Genomic DNA, 17,535 nt, shown 5'->3' with positions numbered 1-17,535 from the left:
GAGCCAACTTTGATTCAATCCCATCCCAACTACCAGACCCTCCTGAACTACGGGGTTATCGCCGCATAGACTGGGATCACAGCCTCCTAAATCTGTCCGGAGTGTTGGCTGGGAAAAGGTGCAAGCGTCGCTAGAGATGGCGCGATCTTCCCCACGGGGATACACATCGCAGCGGGCGGTGGTGGTGTCGGCTTTGGCGGGGGCAACAGCCAAAAGAGCCGCGATAGCTGCCCCAGAAGCCAGTGAAAAGAGTTGTTTTTTCATGGTTATTTCGACAGGGTTATTCCTAAAAGTGGAAGCCGTTACTGAGGAGATTGATCCCCCCATTTTCTAGCAGTCAATGTTTCTCTTTGTACCCCCCTTAGTAAGGGGGGCAGGGGGGATCTGCTCTACTACAAAGAACCTTCGTTGGCCATGCTGTAAAAGTAGTTGTAAAACTCCGTACCCGTCGCCACGTTGATGATCACAACCCGACTGGTGCCCTTGTCGTACATTACCCGCACGCGGCCATCTTCGCCCACAAAGGCATTGCCCGATGTGCGATAGAGCATTCCATCAAAGGAGAACTCGCCCTCGGTGATGTAGGCGGCGATTTGGTCGTTGTCAATTTGCGACATGTTGGTGCGAGGCGTTGCAGAGGAGGGGCGGGAACCCTGAGAAGTGCTACCGGATCCGCTATTCGATGTAGAGCCTCGGTTCGCTTCGGTAAAGGTGTAGTTGTAGAACTGGGTGCCCGTTGAGGCATTGACGACTAGCACGTTGCCCGTGTCGCGGTTGTAGCTAATCTGAACACCGCTGGTGGTTAGGGTATAAAAATTGCCGTAGCTGCGGTGCATAATGCCGTGAACCCGAAATTCGCCATCGGTAATATCAATGGCAATTTGATTAGGGTCGCGCTGGGGGGTCATGTAGGTGCGTTCTGGCGCACTAGATTGAGCCAGAAGAATCGGGGCTGTGGTGGATGATTCGGCGGCGGTGGGGAGGCTAGTTGCGCCCAGAAGTAAGGCTGTCGCCAGAAAAAGAGTTTGAGGTTTCATGGTCAATCTCACAAAGGAATGAATGTCGAAATAGCGGTGTAGGGTGGCAGGCCGATGATGTTGAAGGTGGGCGGTGCCCACCCTACGGGCTAATGCCGTGAATTGGGGGAATAAATCAGTCGGTGGTGGCTAATTTACAGCGCCCCATCGCTGGGGAAAATGATGAAGTCGCTGCGAATCCAGCCAATGGCCCCAGACCCCAAAAACTGCACCCGACACCAGTTCAGGTCACTACCAGCGGTGTCGCGGTCTTGCACACATTCCAAAATGTTGACTTGGTCTCCCGCTAGGCCATAGCCCACCGCACGAGAGCGAGCGGTCGCCTCACTACGTAGGTTAATCTGCGACCCCCGATCATGGGCTACCAGGGTGCCAACGCGAGTGCCCCCTGTCCCTTGGCTGACTGGCCCAGTGCCGTAGGAGGTGTTGCTGTCCCAATAGACCCAGAGGTGGGAGCCATCGGAAAACTCAAAAATGGTGCCCGCATTGCCGAGACCACTCTGCCGATACACGGCCTGACCATGCTGATCACGAAAATTCCCTGGCTGATTGCCCACCGGATCAAAGTCGTAACGAGCGCCGTTGCTTTGCAGTTGAATGCCGATGTGTCCCTGCCGCTGGGAAAAGGTGCAGTTGCTCGATAGATAGGCGTAGTCTTCGCCAGGGGCGTACAGATCGCAGTGGGCTGGAGTGGTATCAGCCTTGGCCGCTAGACCAACACCTAAGGTCGCAAAAGAGGTGATCGCAGACAGTAAAACCGTTTGAATTCTCATGTTCCAACAAAACCCTTAAAACAAATCAAGGCCAAGGTGATGGTAGTTTTCAATCCAGAGGAAGATGGGCAAGGAGATCCAGCCCCTTGCTATCAGAAGAGTTCCGTTGCAAGGTATACCTTGCCAATCAAGGAATCCTTGCATTACCTAGGAAATATCGCATTAAATGTTAATTTCAAATCAACAAAGCGATTGATATGACCTATCCTCAGTCAGATCTTCTAGGCAAAACCCATGCATTGAATGCATTCAATAACAACTCTGGGGTGGAGTATACCAGCCAATTCCAAAACCGTACAACCCATCTTAAGACCCGCTTAATAACCCTCTTTCAGTTAAGCTATCCACGTTAAAAGTAGAACGAGGTAGTCGTAGAGCATTTCGATGCAATGCCTTTATTCTCAAGTAGATAAGCCCTTTTCATCCCATCTATGTCACAGAACTCGGAATCCTATCCATGAGATAAGCCTTAAACACAAACTTCTTAAATCGCTAACTAATTGCATTCACCAAGTCAGTCAGTTAAGCGCTGATTCAGTCAGTTAAGCCCTAGATTTTTGTGAGTCGTATTTCCCAGGCAAAGCGTCATTGGCGGTGTAGAGTACACACTATGAACTCCGACGAACGGCCCATTGCAAGACGCAGGCGTGGGGTGGTGTTGACCACCCTGGGGTTAGAGCGTTTGCAAGGGGTCATTACCCAGCTTGCCGCCCAGCACAATCAAGGTCTCACCTACAGTGCCGAAGCCTTGGGTAGCCTGACGGGGGTTTCTCCCTCCACCATTCGGCGGCTGCGGGCGGCCAAGGCAGGCATTGATCAACGCAGTTTGCAGCAAATTTTTAGTGCCCTCGCCCTAGACCTGACGGACAACGATTTTCGGTGGGTGGATCGCCCCGATGCCGAGCTAGCCGCCGAGGAGCTGGCTCAGCCCCCCTCATCCGTTGCGGCCTACCGCTACCCCAGCGGGCCAATTCCTCTGGCCTCGCCGCTATACATCCTACGAGCGCCCATCGAGCAACGGGCCTTTCAAGAAATCACCCAACCGGGCTGCGTAGTGCGCATCAAAGCGCCGCCTCAGTTTGGCAAAAGTTCGCTGCTGCTGCGGATTATCCACCAAGCCCAGCAGTTAGGCTACGCCACCGCCCTGATGGATTTCCAGCAGTTGGATGCCGCCATCCTCAGCGATGGGGATCGGCTATTGCAATGGTTTAGCGCCACCCTGGCCCTCAAGCTCGGTGTGGAGGCCGACCCCACCGCCGCCTGGAACACCATCGTCGGCAGTCAGCTCAGCGCCACGCTGTTTGTGCGGGAGCAGGTTCTTCGCACCGTGAACCGTCCTGTTTTGCTGGCGATCAACGACCTAGGCCGCCTGTTCGAGTACCCCGCCACCGCCCAGGGATTTCTGCCGCTGCTGCGTTCGTGGTACGAAGAAGCCAGCCACGACGACCTCTGGCAGCACCTGCGCCTGGTGGTCACCTATTCCACCGATAGCTACCTGCCGCTGGATATTAACTATTCCCCCTTCAACATTGGCCTGCCCCTGGCGCTGCCAGAGTTTACGGCGGCCCAGGTGCTAGAACTAGCGGGACTGTATGGGCTGGGCTGGGGCGATCACGAAGCCCAGCAACTCATGGCGCTGGTAGGCGGGCATCCCTCCCTGGTTCATGAATCCATCTACCACCTTAGCCAGGATTCCATGGGACTGGAATCGCTCTTACAAACCGCCTGCACCCCCCAAGGCATCTACCAAGGCCACTTGCAAAAGCTGTTGGCGGAGGTGAACTCGCCCCAATGGGCTGAACCGCTACGAGCCTTGGTTATGGGTGAGGAGGCCATTTCCCTAGATCCCCTGCTGGCCTACCAACTGGAAGGTATCGGCCTGATCAAAGGTTCTGCCGAGGGCTGGCAGATTAGCCGCGACCTCTACCGTCAATACCTGCGGCAAAGGCTGTCGGTTGACTAGGTTCAGTAGATCACAAAGCCCCCGCAGCCCTTACCCCCAACCCCTCTCCCACAAGGAGAGGGGAGCCGGAAACGGTCTTCAAAGTCCCTCCCCAAAAGGGAGAGGGATTTAGGGTGAGGGCTGGATCGTGGCAAAAGAGACCGTTTGTGATCTACTGACCCTATCTGGGGAGCGCTGTTGAGGCAGAATCTCGGCTTTTAGGTGGCCATTGGCTTAGCTTTGAAGACGGGGCAGGATTTGAACAAACTTGCGAATTCCCTCTAAGATTTTAGAAATACTTGTGTTGCTAAAGTCCTACCTCCCATGTCTTCCCCCGCCTCCTCCGTCCCGACCTCCGCAACAGCGACCAATCCCCTGCTGACCTTAGATTACTTACCCGCCCTAGAAGCGCTGGGGGATGAGTATTACGACGTGGTGGAAGCGGCGGATTTTCCCTCTCATCAACTGCGCTTTCGCAACGACGACCTAGTGCGGCATCTGGGGCTAGATCCAGCGGCGGTAAGCGATGACCACTTTATCCAAGCCTTTGGCAAATTTGAGGGCCGAGAACCCCTGCTGGCCCTGCGCTACCACGGCTACCAGTTTGGCCAATACAACCCCTTTTTGGGCGATGGGCGCGGCTTTCTCTACGGTCAGGTGCGAGGGGTAGATCGCGAACTCTACGACTTTGGCACCAAGGGATCCGGCACCACCCCCTACTCGCGGGGCGGCGATGGACGGCTGACCCTAAAGGGCGGTGTGCGGGAAGTGCTGGCCTCGGAGGCGCTCCATGCCCTGGGGGTGACCACATCCCGTACCTTTAGTCTGGTGGAAACCGGGGAAGCCCTGTGGCGCGGCGATGAACCCTCTCCCACCCGATCTTCGGTGATGGTGCGGTTTAGCCGTTCCCACATTCGCTTTGGCACCTTCGAGCGGCTGGAATACCATCAGCGGCCCGACCTGATCGCCAAGTTGCTAGAGCATGTGATTGATGTTTACTACCCAGCGGTGCGCCTGTTCACCGACCCCCAGGAGCGGTTTGTGCGGTTCTATGACGAACTGGTGGAGCGGGTGGCGCAATTGGTGGCCCAGTGGATGTCTGTCGGCTTTTGCCATGGGGTGCTCAACACCGACAACATGTCCATCACTGGGGAAAGCTTCGACTACGGCCCCTACGCCTTCATGGACAAGTTCGACCGCCGCTTCACCGCCGCCTACTTCGACCACGGGGGCCGCTACAGCTACGGCAACCAGCCGATCATCTGCCAGATGAACCTGAAGGCGCTGCAAAAGCCCCTACAACTGGTGATGCCCGAAGCCGAAATGGATGCGGCCCTAGCCCAATACAAAGATCGCTACCAGCACCACTACCAAGGGCTGATGCTGCGGAAACTAGGCTTTGGGGCCGATCAGGTTGATGATCTGTTAACGGACGACCTTGCCACCACCCTGGTCAACCAAACCCAGGAACTTCTAGCCGCCGTAGAGGTGGGCTATCACGAGTTTTTCCTAGGGCTGACCCAGCAGTTTTCTCCCCAGTGGCGGACAGAACCCGATCACATCTTTGCCACCACCCTGCAAGCCTCCGACCCCGAAGCGGCGGAACGGCTCCAGCTTTGGCGGCAGTGGTACCATCAAGCCCTGCAATCCGTCCCAGAATCCGCCCTGGAAGACATTCAGCAAACCCTGCGGAAGACAAACCCCGAAACCGTGCTGCTGCGGCCCGAAATTGAAGCCATCTGGGAACCCATCACCGTTGAGGACGACTGGCAACCGTTCTATGACCTACTGCAACGGGTACAGCAACCCTTTACCGCCTAGCGTGATGCCCCCTTGCGCCGATGGCATCCTTGTCTTCTAGGGCTGAATTCGTTACTGTGTCAGGGCATAGGCCCGTTCGTCTATCTCCGACCATGAGCTATCCCCCTACGCCCCAGATTACGGCCACCTGGGTTCGACAGATTGAGGAAGTGCCGCAAGCCGCCTGGGATGCCCTGGCCCTGCCCCTGGCCACCCCCTTTTTGGAATGGGACTGGCTCCACAATATGGAGCGTTCGGGCAGTGCGGTGGCTAATGCGGGGTGGCAGCCCTGTCACCTCACGCTATGGCGGGGCAAAACCCTGGTGGGGGCTGCGCCGATGTACCTCAAGGGCCACAGCTACGGCGAGTTTGTGTTCGACCACCAGTGGGCGGATCTGGCGGATCGACTGGGGGTGAACTACTACCCGAAATTGCTGGGCATGTCGCCCTTTACTCCGGCGGAGGGCTATCGATTTTTGATCGCCCCCGATGAGGACGAGGCCGTGATTACACGGGCTATGGTGGAGGCCATCGACGGCTTCTGCGTTCGCAACGATATTTCCGGCTGTCATTTCCTCTATGTCGATCCGGCGTGGCGGGAACGGATGACGGCTTTGGGCTTTTCCCAGTGGCTGCACCACAGCTACATTTGGCAAAACCAGGGATTTCAAGACTTTGGCGACTACCTCAACATCTTCAACGCCAACCAGCGGCGCAACATTAAGCGAGAGCGCAAGTCTGTAACCACGGCGGGGCTGCGGATGGAGGCCATTGCCGGAGAGGCCATTACCCACGCCCTTTGCGACCGCATGTACGACTACTATGCCGACACCTGCGATAAGTTTGGCTGGTGGGGTAGCAAGTATCTCACCCGCAAATTTTTTAACCTCATCCACCACAACTATCGTCACCGCATGGTGCTGTTTGCGGCCTTTGGCGAAGACGACCATGACCCCGTCGGCATGTCCTTTTGCCTCACCAAAGGGGATCGGCTCTACGGTCGCTACTGGGGATCTAAGGCGGATCTCAACCATCTTCATTTCAATGCCTGCTACTACGCCCCCATTGAGTGGGGCATTGCCAACGGCATTCAAATCTTTGACCCCGGCGCGGGGGGACGCCACAAAAAACGACGCGGCTTCCCGGCCACTCCAAACCACAGTCTGCACCGCTTCTATGAACCTCGCCTCCAAACGCTCCTGGTGCGCTACATCCAAGAAGTGAACGGCCTAGAACAGCGAGAAATGGACGCCATCAACGCCGATCTGCCCCTAAAAGGGCGATAGGGCAGCAGATCCCCCTTACCTCAGATCCCCCTTACTAAGGGGGCGGGGGGATCCCTCAACGGTTGCATAGGCCCGGTGAGGGATCCTGTCCCAGGATGAGGAACAGACAAGCTAGAATAGAAAGCCTACTCTATTCAGCCTAAATCGCCTTCATGTCTAGCTCTAACGTTGTTTCGGCCAATTCCGTTGATGCGGCCACCCTCCAAGCCCTGGATGACAAGCTCTCAAAGCGCTACATTGAGCTCGATCCACAGGGGTATTTTTTAATTTATCTGGACGAAGCGCAAGGTTTAATCTGCGCCAAACACTTCACGAATACCATCAATGAAAAGGGGCTAGCCTGCGATCCAGAAACCGGGAAACCCTTGCCCGTGCGTGGCCCCGTTGAGCGCGTCCCCACCCATATTTACACCGGACGCACCGCCAAGGAACTGTGTATCGCCATCTTTGAAAACCCAGATCGCCCTTGCCCCATTGGCTACCTCGACCATGCTGCCTACCTGGGGCGCGAGTTCATGCGGGCCGAACGGGCTCTCGTAGAGGGTAGTCCCTACGTTCAGGATTAAAGCGTAACGAACCATGTCTAATTCGTTGCGGTCTAATAATCTGTGCAACGTTTCTGGGCTGGGGGTTCCGTCTAGGGGAACTTGCTGATACAACGGGTACACCAGTCATCTTCGGCGGGGGGTCTTGCCATGGTCAAGTCTTCGCTCAACCCGTTTCAGCAGCGGCGTCAGGGGGCCGATCCCGCCGACCACACGGCTCAATTAGCCTTGGCCATCGCCGATGAGGTCTACCTGCGATCCCTCTTGACCGACAGCCTGCCCACCCTGGCTCAACCCTACGAAATTGGTACGATTTCGGTGCAGGTGGGGGTGCCCCTGCGGGATCATCCCCAGTACAGCATCGATGGCGTCCTCACCTTCGAGCATATTCACTGCGTGTTGGCGGGTTCGGGGCCAGAGGTGCCGCCCCTGCCGGAGTTTCAGACCCATACGGAATACCAGTCCGTTACCCACTGCCATTCCGACCTCAGCACCCTGGCCGAAAATGTGGCCCCCTCCGAGGCGGTGAATCTCTTGGCGCGGGCCGGATTTGACGCTGACCACATTCGCCAAATTTTGCAGCTTCCGTCCCAGGCGTGGCACCATTCCTGGTGGTATGCCCTTGGCCCAGAGGGCGTGTTGACCGTGCCCTTCCAGCGCCATATCCGCAGCCGCTGCTTTGCCGATGGCACCTTCACCCTGCAATTCAAGGACGACTATGCCCAGGATCGGCCCCATGGGTTCCGCAGCCAGTCCCAGAACGTTCCGGTGATGGTGCACCAGGACAGCCTCAGCTTTGGCGAAAACCTCACCCGCCTCAACCGCGCCCGCCGAGAACTGAATGTCTCCCAAGCCTTGCTGATTGCCACCGACCTCAGCGAACTAGAAATTGAAGGCTACCTTCGCCAAAACGTCAGCCTCAGCAACCAGCGGCACTTACAAAGACCCCTCACCGCCCACTGTCGCCTCTGCCACCGAGACCTTTGTCCCCTCCATGGGGTAGATTCTTCCCCGGTGATGGCCTGCCGATCCTTCCTCCCGGCGGAAGCGGTGGTTTAACGGTTCACCATCCACAGCCAGAGCAGTGGCTATACAGAGGTTCTGGGCAACGAGAAATCAAGGATCATAGGTTTAGGAACCAAGGCTAATCGCCTGATTGACGCCCGTCGCAGGGAAATGGCTGAAGATGCCAAGGCATCCATCGCCGCCTTCCATACAGGTGAGCTACAGCCCCAGTCAGCGACAACTATTCTTGCCGAACTGCGAAGATAGTCAATGGCTGTCTTGGTCGGTCAGCTTAGCGTGGGCTGAAAGCCGACTACATGACTTAACTCATCGCATAATAGATCGATTCCATTTAGGGATGCCCCGCTCGTGCTCACCCCCTCCATTTACAAAGTTGGCGGCTGCCTCCAGGCCGAGGCCAGTACCTATGTGGTGCGACAGGCCGATGAGGATCTGCTGGCGGCGTTGGCTGCCAGGGAGTTTTGCTATGTGTTTAGCGCTCGGCAGATGGGCAAATCCTCCCTGCTGGTGCGGGCCAAGGCTCAGATTCAGCGGGACGGGGGCCGCTGTGCCTACCTGGATATGACTCGCCTGGGCAGCAACGGCCTCACCCAGGCCCAGTGGTATACGGGGGTGGGGGTGAGTTTGCTGCAAAGCCTGAATTTGCTGGGGCAGACGGATTTCTTGGCCTGGTGGCAGGCGCGGGAAAGCCTCCCCCTGGTGCAGCGCCTCAATCAGTTGATGGATGAGGTGGTGCTGCCCGCCACGGCGGATGATCCGGTCTATATCTTCATCGACGAAATCGACGGGCTGCTGAGCCTCGACTTTTCCACCGACGACTTTTTTGCCTGGATGCGGTCGTGCTACAACCTACGCGCCCACGACCTGCGCTACCGTCGCCTCACCTTTGCCCTGTTTGGCGTGGCCACCCCCGCCGACCTGATCGCCGACAAGCAGCGCACCCCCTTCAACATTGGCCAAGCGATTTCCCTGGAGGGCTTTACCCTGGCCGAAAATGCGCCCCTGCAACGGGGGCTAGAGGGGCTGGTAGATTGCCCCCAGGCGGTGCTGAAGGCCATTTTGGATTGGACGGGGGGCCAGCCCTTTTTAACCCAAAAGCTCTGCCAGATTACGGCCAAAAATGCCCAGCTATCGGAGACGGTGCCCCTGGTGCTTTCCCCTGGCATGGCTGATTTTTGGGTGGAGGGGCTGGTAAAAACGGCGCTGCTGGATCATTGGGAAGCCCAGGATGAGCCGATTCACCTGCGTACCATCCGCGACCATTTGTTTTGGCATCAAACCCGTACCGCCCGAATTTTGGGCCTGTATCAACAACTGCTGGAAGGGGAAACGGTGCCCTCCGACGATAGCCGCGAACAGAGCGATCTGCTGCTGTCGGGGCTGGTGGTGCGGCGGGGTAACCATCTAGCGATTAAAAACCGCATCTACCGAGAGGTCTTCACCCTCGACTGGGTGAGCCGCCAACTGCATCGGCTGCGTCCCTACGCCAGCGCCCTGGAGGGGTGGGTGGCCTCGGATCGCCAGGATGCCACCTACCTGCTCCAGGGCCAAATCCTGCTGGAGGCCGAAGCCTGGGCGCGGGACAAGAGCCTCAGCGATGTGGATTACCAGTTCCTTGCCGCCAGCCAGGATGCCGAACGCCAGCGCATTCAGCAACAGCTCAGCGCCAAGGCCGAGAGTGAGCGGTTTTTTCGGCAACTGGCGGAAGCGGTGCCCCAGATGGTGTGGATTGTGGAACCGGATGGCACTCTGTCCTACACCAATCGCCAGGGAAGCGATTTTTCGGGGATTGCCCAGGACGGATTGCAGGGAATTGAGCGCCTAGAGGTGATTCACCCAGAGGATCGGCAAACCAGTCTAACGGCCTGGGAGCAGGCCTTTGCCACGGGCAACCCCTACGAAGTGGAGCTACGCCTGCAAGATGCCAACGGCCAGTACCGCTGGTTTTTGAACCGGGCTGTGCCCATTCGCGATGGGGCGGGGCAGGTGGTGAAGTGGTTTGGCACCAGTACCGATCTCGATGAGATCAAACGCAGCGAAGCGGCCAAGCGCCTGAAGGAACGGTTTCGGCTCCAGCGGTGGCTGTTGGGGGCGGTGAGTGCGGGGTTGGCCATCGCCACGGGCCTGGGTCTCTACGCCTTTGCCCAGCGTCACCAGGCCACCCTGCGGGAAATTGAGGCCATCGCTAGCCTCTCCGAAGCCCAGTTTGCCTCTGGCAACCGCCTGGATGCCCTGGTGACGGCCCTCCAGGCCCAAACCCGGCTCGATAAGCTGCGGTGGGTGCCCGACGAACTGGCGGCCTTGAGTGATCGCGAACTGCTCCGTGCCACCTTTCAAGCGTTGGAATGGAACCGCTTTGATGGCCACCTGGGCCGCGTGCGTGGCCTAGCGGTCAACCCCAGGGGCGACCGGATCGCCGCCACCTACCAAAAAGAGGCCACCCTCCTCTGGGGCATGGATGGCACCCTGATCGCCCGTCTTCCCGGTGCCGCCCGCGATGCCGCTTTTAGCCCCGATGGCCACACCCTAGCCACCGCTGGCGATGACGGCACCGTCTATCTCTGGGATCGAGAGGGCCAGCCTGTGGCCGCTCTGAAGGGCCACCAAAAAGCCGTCAAGGCCGTTGCCTTTAGCCCCGTTTGTCCTACGGACAGGCTATGCCAACACGGAGCGTCTCCAGAGGAGAATGGCCAGATCTTAGCCTCCGCAGGCAGTGATTACACGATCAAGCTCTGGAGCCGGGAGGGGCAGCTTATTCGCACCCTAACCGGGCATCGCGGCACCATTTGGAACCTGGCCTTTAGCCCCGACGGGCAGCAACTAGCCTCCGCCAGCGACGACAACACCGTCATGGTGTGGAATCTCGATGGCACCCCCCTGCGCAGATTGCAGAACCCCGTCCCTTCCACCGAAGGCGAAAACCGACTGCAAAGCGTGGCCTTTAGCCCCGATGGCCAAACCCTGGTGGCAGGAGACTCCTACGGCAATATCCTCTGGTGGAACGCTGACGGTACGCTGCGAACCGTGACCTCCGAGCATCGCAAGATGGTCGGTCGCCTCGTCTTCAGCCCCGACGGCCAAACCCTGGCCTCCGGCAGTTGGGATGACACCATCAAACTCTGGAACCGCGATGGCACCGTCCTCCGCACCATGACGGCCCACCCCAGCGGTACCCTAGCCCTAGCCTTTAGCCCAGACGGTCAGCGGTTGATCTCTGGTGGCGAAGACGATCTGGTGCGGATCTGGCAGCTTGATTCCCTGATGCTCACCACCCTGCGGGGCCATCGCGCCTCGGTGTGGGATGTGGGGATCTCCCCAGACGGCGAATCCATCGTGTCCTCCAGCGCCGACGGTACGATCAAATTCTGGAATCGAGAGGGGCAACTTCGGCGCACCCTCCCCCTCGATCAAGGGGAAATTTGGGCGGTGGAGATCAGCCCCGACCAGCAAACCCTCGCCGCCGTTAGCAATGCTGGCATCCTCAACCTCTGGAGTATGGACGGCACCCCCTTAAACACCATCAACGCCCACAGCGATACCGCCTTTGATGTTGCCTTTAGCCCAGACAATCGCGAAATCGCCACCGTCGGCTGGGATGGCCAGATCAAGCTCTGGCGACCCGATGGCACCTTGATACAGTCTTTGCAAAGACGCTCAGATAATGATGGATTGCAAGGTGCCAACTCACCAGCGGCCAATTCACCCCAGGATTCCCTAAAAAACCGCCTAAATGCTGTTGTCTTTAGCCCAGACGGCCAGTGGCTAGCGGTGGCGGGTCTAGATGAAGTCATTCACCTCTGGCGGCGCAATGAAACCGGAACCTTTACCCCGCAGCCCCATCAGGTGATCGTAGGCCACAGCGACACCATTTGGGATGTGGCCTTTAGCCCAGACAGCACCCTGATCGCCAGCGCCAGCGAAGACATGACCCTCAAACTCTGGTCGCTGGAGGGCACCCTAATTCGCACCTTTGAGGGACATACCGACCGCGTCAACGCCGTTACTTTCATTCCCCCCAGCTCCGGCCTACCCGCCGACTGGGGCACCGTCATCGCCTCCGCCAGTTGGGATAAATCCCTCAAACTCTGGTCGTTAGATGGCACTCTGCGCCTCACCCTCGAAGGCCACGAAGAACGCGCCCTAGACGTGAATTTTCACCCCGCCACCGTCACCCACGGCCCCCTACTCGCCTCCGCTGGCCTCGACAATGGAGTCATTCTCTGGTCCCTAGATCGCATTTTGGAACGCGATCAGGTACTTCGCTACGGGTGCCAATGGGTGCGCGAGTACCTGCAAACCAATCCGCAGACGTTCCCCAGGGCGATATGCCAACCAAATATTTGAGGCCCAACAGAGGGCGCTGCGTCGTAGGTCATAATTGCCCTTGTGTGGAGTTATGTTCATTTCTGGTGTGTGGAGGGAAAAGAAGAAAGGGCGTATCCTGCTGGATGAAGTAAACCACCAGCAAAGGAATACACCATATCGAGACCTACCAGGTCAAGTATCCCGAGGCCACCCGGTGTCTCGCCAGAGACCGGGATATCCTGCTGACCTTCTTAGACTTCCCGGCAGAGCATTGGCCGCGTATCCGCACCTCACCGCCGTGATTGAGGGCGTGCCGTTCAAAGATGGATGTCGGGTTGATGACAACACTGATGTGACCCAGGTGCAGGATGCCGCCTAGCTTCTAGCCATACACCAGATTTGACTATATCTCCCAGCAGGGTCAAGGCCATGATGAGAGCGAGGGCTTTCACGATGGCGCTGGGCCTTGTACTCAGCGGTGCGTTCCAGGGTGGCCTGCCATGGATAGCCCAACGCGGTCGGGTCTGAGGGGTTAGCGCGTTGGGGCCGACCGGGGGTGCGCTGGGCGACCACCGAAACCAGGGCCACCTGAGTCAGAGTGTAGCCGGAGAGCGAGTCCTGAAAGCGTAGAAGCGCATCCATGGCATCGGGTTTTCAGGCAAAGAACGGGCTACAGAGAGGTTACATCGCTGAGGGACTTTAGTTTGGTGGAGTGTCCTGGGGTGGGGTTACCGCTGCGTTGCTGGAACGCTGTGCCCCAAATTCCAGCGATTGCAGAGCTTGGGAAACATCCAGCCCAGTGCCTTGCTTAAGCTGCTCCAGGAAGGCCGCCATTTTGGTGGCGTTGGTGCCGCCGCTGGCATCGATTACCGTGATTTTCTCCACGTTCACCTGGGGGACGGTATCCACCAGATTAGACAGCAGGGATTCCAGCTTTTGGAACAGGAAGATTTCCCTGGCGTTGTCTCCGGCGGCTTGCCAGGTGGTGGCCAGGGCGCGTAGACCTTCGGCGCGGGCGCGTCCGTCTTCAATAATGCTGGCGGCATCGCCCTTGGCTTCGGCTTGGGCCTGTTGGCAGGCGGCGGCGGCGGGGGCAATCACATCGGCCTGGAGTTGTTGCTCCACTTGGTTGCGGCGTTCCCGCTGTACGGCCAGGGCGGCTTCGGTGCGGGCCACCTCGGCGGCGATTTCCGATTCCGCTTCGGAAATGGCGGCTTGGCGCTGGCTGAGGGCGTTTTGCAGGCGGCGGTCGGCATCGGCGCGGGTGGTGGCCATTTTGGCTTCAATTTGGCGCAGGGAGGTGCGGCGCAGGTTTTCCGAGGCTTGCAGGGCAGATTGGGCCTTGGCTTCGGCCTCGGCAATGCGGGCATCGCGCAGCAGTTCGGCCCGTTGTTTGCGGCCAATGGAGTTGAGGTAGCCCACGTCGTCGGAGATGTTTTGGATTTGCAGGTTGTCCAAAATCAGCCCTAGTTGGGCCAAGTCGTCGTCGGCCTCGTCCAGCAGGTTACGTACAAAGGCCATTTTGTCCTCGTTCACCTGTTCTGGGGTGAGGCTGGCCAATACGCCGCGCAGGTTGCCCTCCAGGGTTTCGCGGGCAATTTTCTCGACTTCTTCTCGACTTTTGCCCAGCAGCCGTTCAATGGCGTTGTGGATGGCGGGTTCTTCCCCAGCAATTTTGATGTTGGCCACGCCGTCCACATTCAGCGGAATACCGCCCTTGGAGTAGGCATTGGTCACCCGCAGCTCGATGATCATGTTGGTCAGTTCCATGCGGAAGGTCTTTTCCAACAGGGGTTTGCGAATACTGCTGCCGCCCTTCACCAAGCGATAGCCCACCCGTCGCCCATCGCTGACAGTGCGCCGATCTCCGGCAAAAATCAGCACCTCACTGGGCTGGCAGATGTAGTACAGGTTGCGAATGATCAGAATCAGGCTGCCCGTGGCCCCAAACATGACGACCAGCAGGGAAAAAATCAGGCCCATTGGTTTTCCTCCAGGAATTGGCTATTTGTTACTGGCTACTGGCTACTGGCTACTGGCTACTGGCTACTCGTCCCTGGCAGGGGTTGAGTCGTCGGGGGATGGCGTTATCGCGAATGGATCGGTTGGGGGTGGCGTTGTTGGCGATTGAGTCACTGGGGCCGGGGTGATTTGGGAACGGGTCGGCGCTGGGGCAGAATCCGCGTTGCGGGTGAGGGGAATCCCCAAAATAGACTCGGACTGGTGGAGGAACTGTTTCACCATTTCGGGGTAGGCATTCAGCAGAGAAGCCATGGCCTTACCGTCGCCATTGTCGATCACATTCACATGGCCGAGGTGTAAACGGCTGGGAATACGTCCGGCCTCCTGAAGCACCATTTCCAACTGCTGTACTAGAAACAGTTCCGAGGCATCGACCCCGGTGTCTTGCCACACCCGCACCAGCAGTTCGCTGGCCTGGGCCGAGGCTTTGGCGTTTTCCTCCAAAATGGCTGAGGCACCCCGCGCCTGAAATTCCTGGGCACGACGCTGGGCCTGGGCGGGCAGCACCTTTTCCACCTCCAATCGGGCCTGCTCCAGTTGGGCACGAATGGCTTGCAGTTCCCGTTGGGCTCTGGCCTTGGCTTCTTCGGCGGCGGCCTGGGTGCGTTCTTCCTCAATGCGGGCCTGCTTTTCCACCTCGGCGGTGATGCGGCGCAGTTCGTTTTCCTTTTCCTGGATGGCCGTCAACGATTGGGTTTGGGCGACTTCGGCTTCTCTGCCGCTGTCGGCTTCAATCTGTTCGGCCTCAGCCACGGCGTTGGATTCGGCAATTTCCGCATCCCTCACCACCGTGGCAATTTGTCGCCGCCCGATGGAATTGAGGTAGTCCACCTGATCCGCCACGCTCTGGATTTTGAGGGTATCCAGGTGCAGCCCCATTTTGGCGAGGTCGTTACGCACATCGCTGGCAATGCGTTCGGCAAACTCCAGCCGATCTTCGTTGAGTTGTTCTGGGGTCAGCGTCGCCACCACGCCGCGCAGGTTGCCCTCCAGGGTTTCCCGCGCCACCCGCGCAATTTCCTCCCGGCCTCGGCCCAAAAAGCGCTCAATGGCGTTGCCCACCAGGGTTTCATCGCGGGCAATTTTGACGTTGGCAATGGCCTGAATATCCAGGGGCGTTCCCCCCTTAGAGTAGGCGTTGGTCACCTCAATGGGCACGGGCATGGTGGTCAAATCCATCATCCGCACCGTTTCCAAAATCGGCACCCGAAACGTGCGCCCGCCGTAGATCACCCGATAGCCCATCACCTGGCCATCGGCCCGACGATACTTGCGACCCGAAATAATCAAAATCTTGTTGGGGTCGCAAATTTGCACCAGGGCATTCACCCCCCAAATGGTGATCAGGATGGCAAAAATCAACACCGCAATCACGCCGCCACCTAAGGCTCGCCCCCCCGACTGCGCCACAATTGGCCCCGTCGGCCCCAGCGGCAACGTCTCCGCCACTGCCACCGTTTCTAATCGATTCATCCCATCTGCCATAACCAACCTCTCCTAGCAATTCCTAGAATTGGTGCATTGCTTTGCGTTGGCGCTAGCCTCGCCTTGGCGTTATGCACCCTACACCGACTCCCGATTCCCGACTCCCGACTCCCGACTCCCAATTCCCTAATCCCCCACTCCCTCCGCCGAGGCCACCCACAGCTTGCCGTGTTCCATGCCCACCACCAGCACCGATTCACCCACGGCAAAGGCGCGTTCTTCCTGGGTGATGGCAAAATAGCTGACGGTGGAATCGCCCAGATTGAGCGCCACCTTGCCGCGACTGGCTTGGTCAAAGGGAATTTCTACTTGCCCCACCTGGCCGATTAAAGCCTCCGGCTTCACCATACTGCTGATGGGTTGGCGACTGAGGGAACGCAGCACCGCCGCCGCCACCCAACCACAGAAAATCCCCATGGCCAGGGCGATCAGGGCTGTCAGCCAGGGGGCTAGATCCGGTCGAACTAGGGTGATCAGCAGCCCCGTGAGGCCGAAAAAGCAGAGGAAAAACGTCCAAAACCGCAGACTCAGCAGCGGCAACCACCAGCGGGAGCGCAGGGCCGTCAGGGTTTGATCGATCTGGGTGCCCACGTCAATGTCGTCTAGGTCGGCGGGGGCAGGAGCATCCACATCCAGGTCAAAATCAGCGTCGATATCGACCCCATCGAGGCCACCAATGGCCGCCATCAGGACAAAAATACCCCCGACGATGAAGCTCAGACCGTAGATCGCCATGGCCAACCGTTCTCCCTCAGCAACGTCCCTTCACACAAAAGGGACTCTGTTGCTAGGGTACTCGCGCCCCTTAGCTCAGCGCTCGGTTTTGTTACCAATTAGAACGTCCAGTTAGGGGCAGGGTTTCCCTGCCCACATTGGGGATAACGCCCCAGGATTGGGCCTCCAACCGAGGACACAGGGATCAGTCGTCCTCAAGAGATAGGTCGATCTGAGGAGATCGGTCGGTTTATGAACAAAGCGCTTTACAAACCGTTACAGTTCGGTTAAGGTAGTGACATACATACCTCGCTACCCCTTGCGGGAAGCAAACCTTGTAAACCTGCACTCATTTTTAATCATGACCACGACCCTTCAACGGCAACAATCTGCCTCCCTGTGGGAGCAGTTCTGTCAGTGGGTGACCAGCACCGAAAACCGCCTGTACATTGGCTGGTTCGGCGTGCTGATGATCCCCACTCTCCTCGCTGCGACCGCTTGCTACGTCATCGCCTTCGTTGCTGCTCCTCCTGTGGACATCGACGGCATCCGTGAGCCTGTGGCTGGCTCCCTGATGTACGGCAACAACATCATCTCCGG

Annotated in this window: 13 protein-coding genes and 1 pseudogene; 7 read left to right on the top strand and 7 right to left on the bottom strand. The window is 58.3% G+C overall.

The window, feature by feature from the left end; all coding sequences use genetic code 11:
* The 3 genes from H6G62_RS27525 to H6G62_RS22675 form a co-directional block, all read right to left on the bottom strand.
* On the bottom strand, positions 1-264 hold a 264-nt coding region (locus H6G62_RS27525), incomplete at its 3' end, for a hypothetical protein (RefSeq protein WP_347239410.1).
* Positions 265-392: 128 nt separating this feature from the next.
* Positions 393-1,037, bottom strand: a complete 645-nt coding sequence (locus H6G62_RS22680; RefSeq protein WP_190499428.1) for a hypothetical protein — start codon at positions 1,035-1,037, stop codon at positions 393-395.
* Positions 1,038-1,171: 134 nt separating this feature from the next.
* The gene (locus H6G62_RS22675; protein WP_190499425.1) at positions 1,172-1,810 is read right to left on the bottom strand and encodes an SH3 domain-containing protein; all 639 of its coding nucleotides are present in this window, start codon (positions 1,808-1,810) and stop codon (positions 1,172-1,174) included.
* A gap of 610 nt (positions 1,811-2,420) precedes the next feature.
* On the opposite strand from H6G62_RS22675, the gene H6G62_RS22670 reads away from it, so the two are divergent.
* From H6G62_RS22670 to H6G62_RS28690, 6 genes are all read left to right on the top strand, one after another.
* The gene (locus H6G62_RS22670; protein ID WP_190499423.1) at positions 2,421-3,773 is read left to right on the top strand and encodes an AAA-like domain-containing protein; all 1,353 of its coding nucleotides are present in this window, start codon (positions 2,421-2,423) and stop codon (positions 3,771-3,773) included.
* Positions 3,774-4,076: 303 nt separating this feature from the next.
* Positions 4,077-5,573, top strand: coding sequence for a YdiU family protein (locus H6G62_RS22665; RefSeq protein WP_190499421.1), 1,497 nt, complete (start codon positions 4,077-4,079; stop codon positions 5,571-5,573).
* Positions 5,574-5,665: 92 nt separating this feature from the next.
* The gene (locus H6G62_RS22660; protein WP_190499419.1) at positions 5,666-6,838 is read left to right on the top strand and encodes a GNAT family N-acetyltransferase; all 1,173 of its coding nucleotides are present in this window, start codon (positions 5,666-5,668) and stop codon (positions 6,836-6,838) included.
* Between the two features lie 152 nt (positions 6,839-6,990).
* Positions 6,991-7,404, top strand: coding sequence for a DUF4346 domain-containing protein (locus H6G62_RS22655; protein WP_190499417.1), 414 nt, complete (start codon positions 6,991-6,993; stop codon positions 7,402-7,404).
* A 129-nt stretch (positions 7,405-7,533) separates the two neighbouring features.
* Positions 7,534-8,442, top strand: a complete 909-nt coding sequence (locus tag H6G62_RS22650) for a hypothetical protein (protein ID WP_190499415.1) — start codon at positions 7,534-7,536, stop codon at positions 8,440-8,442.
* Between the two features lie 315 nt (positions 8,443-8,757).
* Complete coding sequence (locus tag H6G62_RS28690; RefSeq protein WP_190499413.1) at positions 8,758-12,753, top strand: AAA-like domain-containing protein; 3,996 nt, start codon at positions 8,758-8,760, stop codon at positions 12,751-12,753.
* 336 nt (positions 12,754-13,089) lie between these two features.
* Here the strand turns inward: H6G62_RS28690 and H6G62_RS22640 are convergent, their stop codons facing one another.
* From H6G62_RS22640 to H6G62_RS22625, 4 genes are all read right to left on the bottom strand, one after another.
* Positions 13,090-13,356, bottom strand: a complete 267-nt coding sequence (locus H6G62_RS22640; protein ID WP_190499411.1) for a hypothetical protein — start codon at positions 13,354-13,356, stop codon at positions 13,090-13,092.
* 57 nt (positions 13,357-13,413) lie between these two features.
* Positions 13,414-14,697: an SPFH domain-containing protein gene (locus H6G62_RS22635; protein ID WP_190499410.1), complete on the bottom strand. Its 1,284-nt coding sequence runs from the start codon at positions 14,695-14,697 to the stop codon at positions 13,414-13,416.
* A 63-nt stretch (positions 14,698-14,760) separates the two neighbouring features.
* Positions 14,761-16,209 (bottom strand): SPFH domain-containing protein, encoded by a 1,449-nt coding sequence (locus H6G62_RS22630; protein ID WP_242052230.1) that lies wholly within the window; start codon positions 16,207-16,209, stop codon positions 14,761-14,763.
* Between the two features lie 138 nt (positions 16,210-16,347).
* Positions 16,348-16,956, bottom strand: coding sequence for an OB-fold-containig protein (locus H6G62_RS22625; protein ID WP_190499408.1), 609 nt, complete (start codon positions 16,954-16,956; stop codon positions 16,348-16,350).
* Between the two features lie 340 nt (positions 16,957-17,296).
* Here H6G62_RS22625 and H6G62_RS22620 point away from each other — a divergent pair.
* A pseudogene (locus H6G62_RS22620) lies at positions 17,297-17,535 on the top strand (photosystem II q(b) protein); the annotation flags it as partial.

It is taken from the genome of Phormidium sp. FACHB-1136, from assembly GCF_014697375.1.
Lineage (GTDB): Bacteria > Cyanobacteriota > Cyanobacteriia > Phormidesmidales > Phormidesmidaceae > Nodosilinea.
The sequence above is the reverse complement of the archived record's forward strand: the minus strand, read 5'-3'. Positions and strand labels throughout refer to the sequence as shown.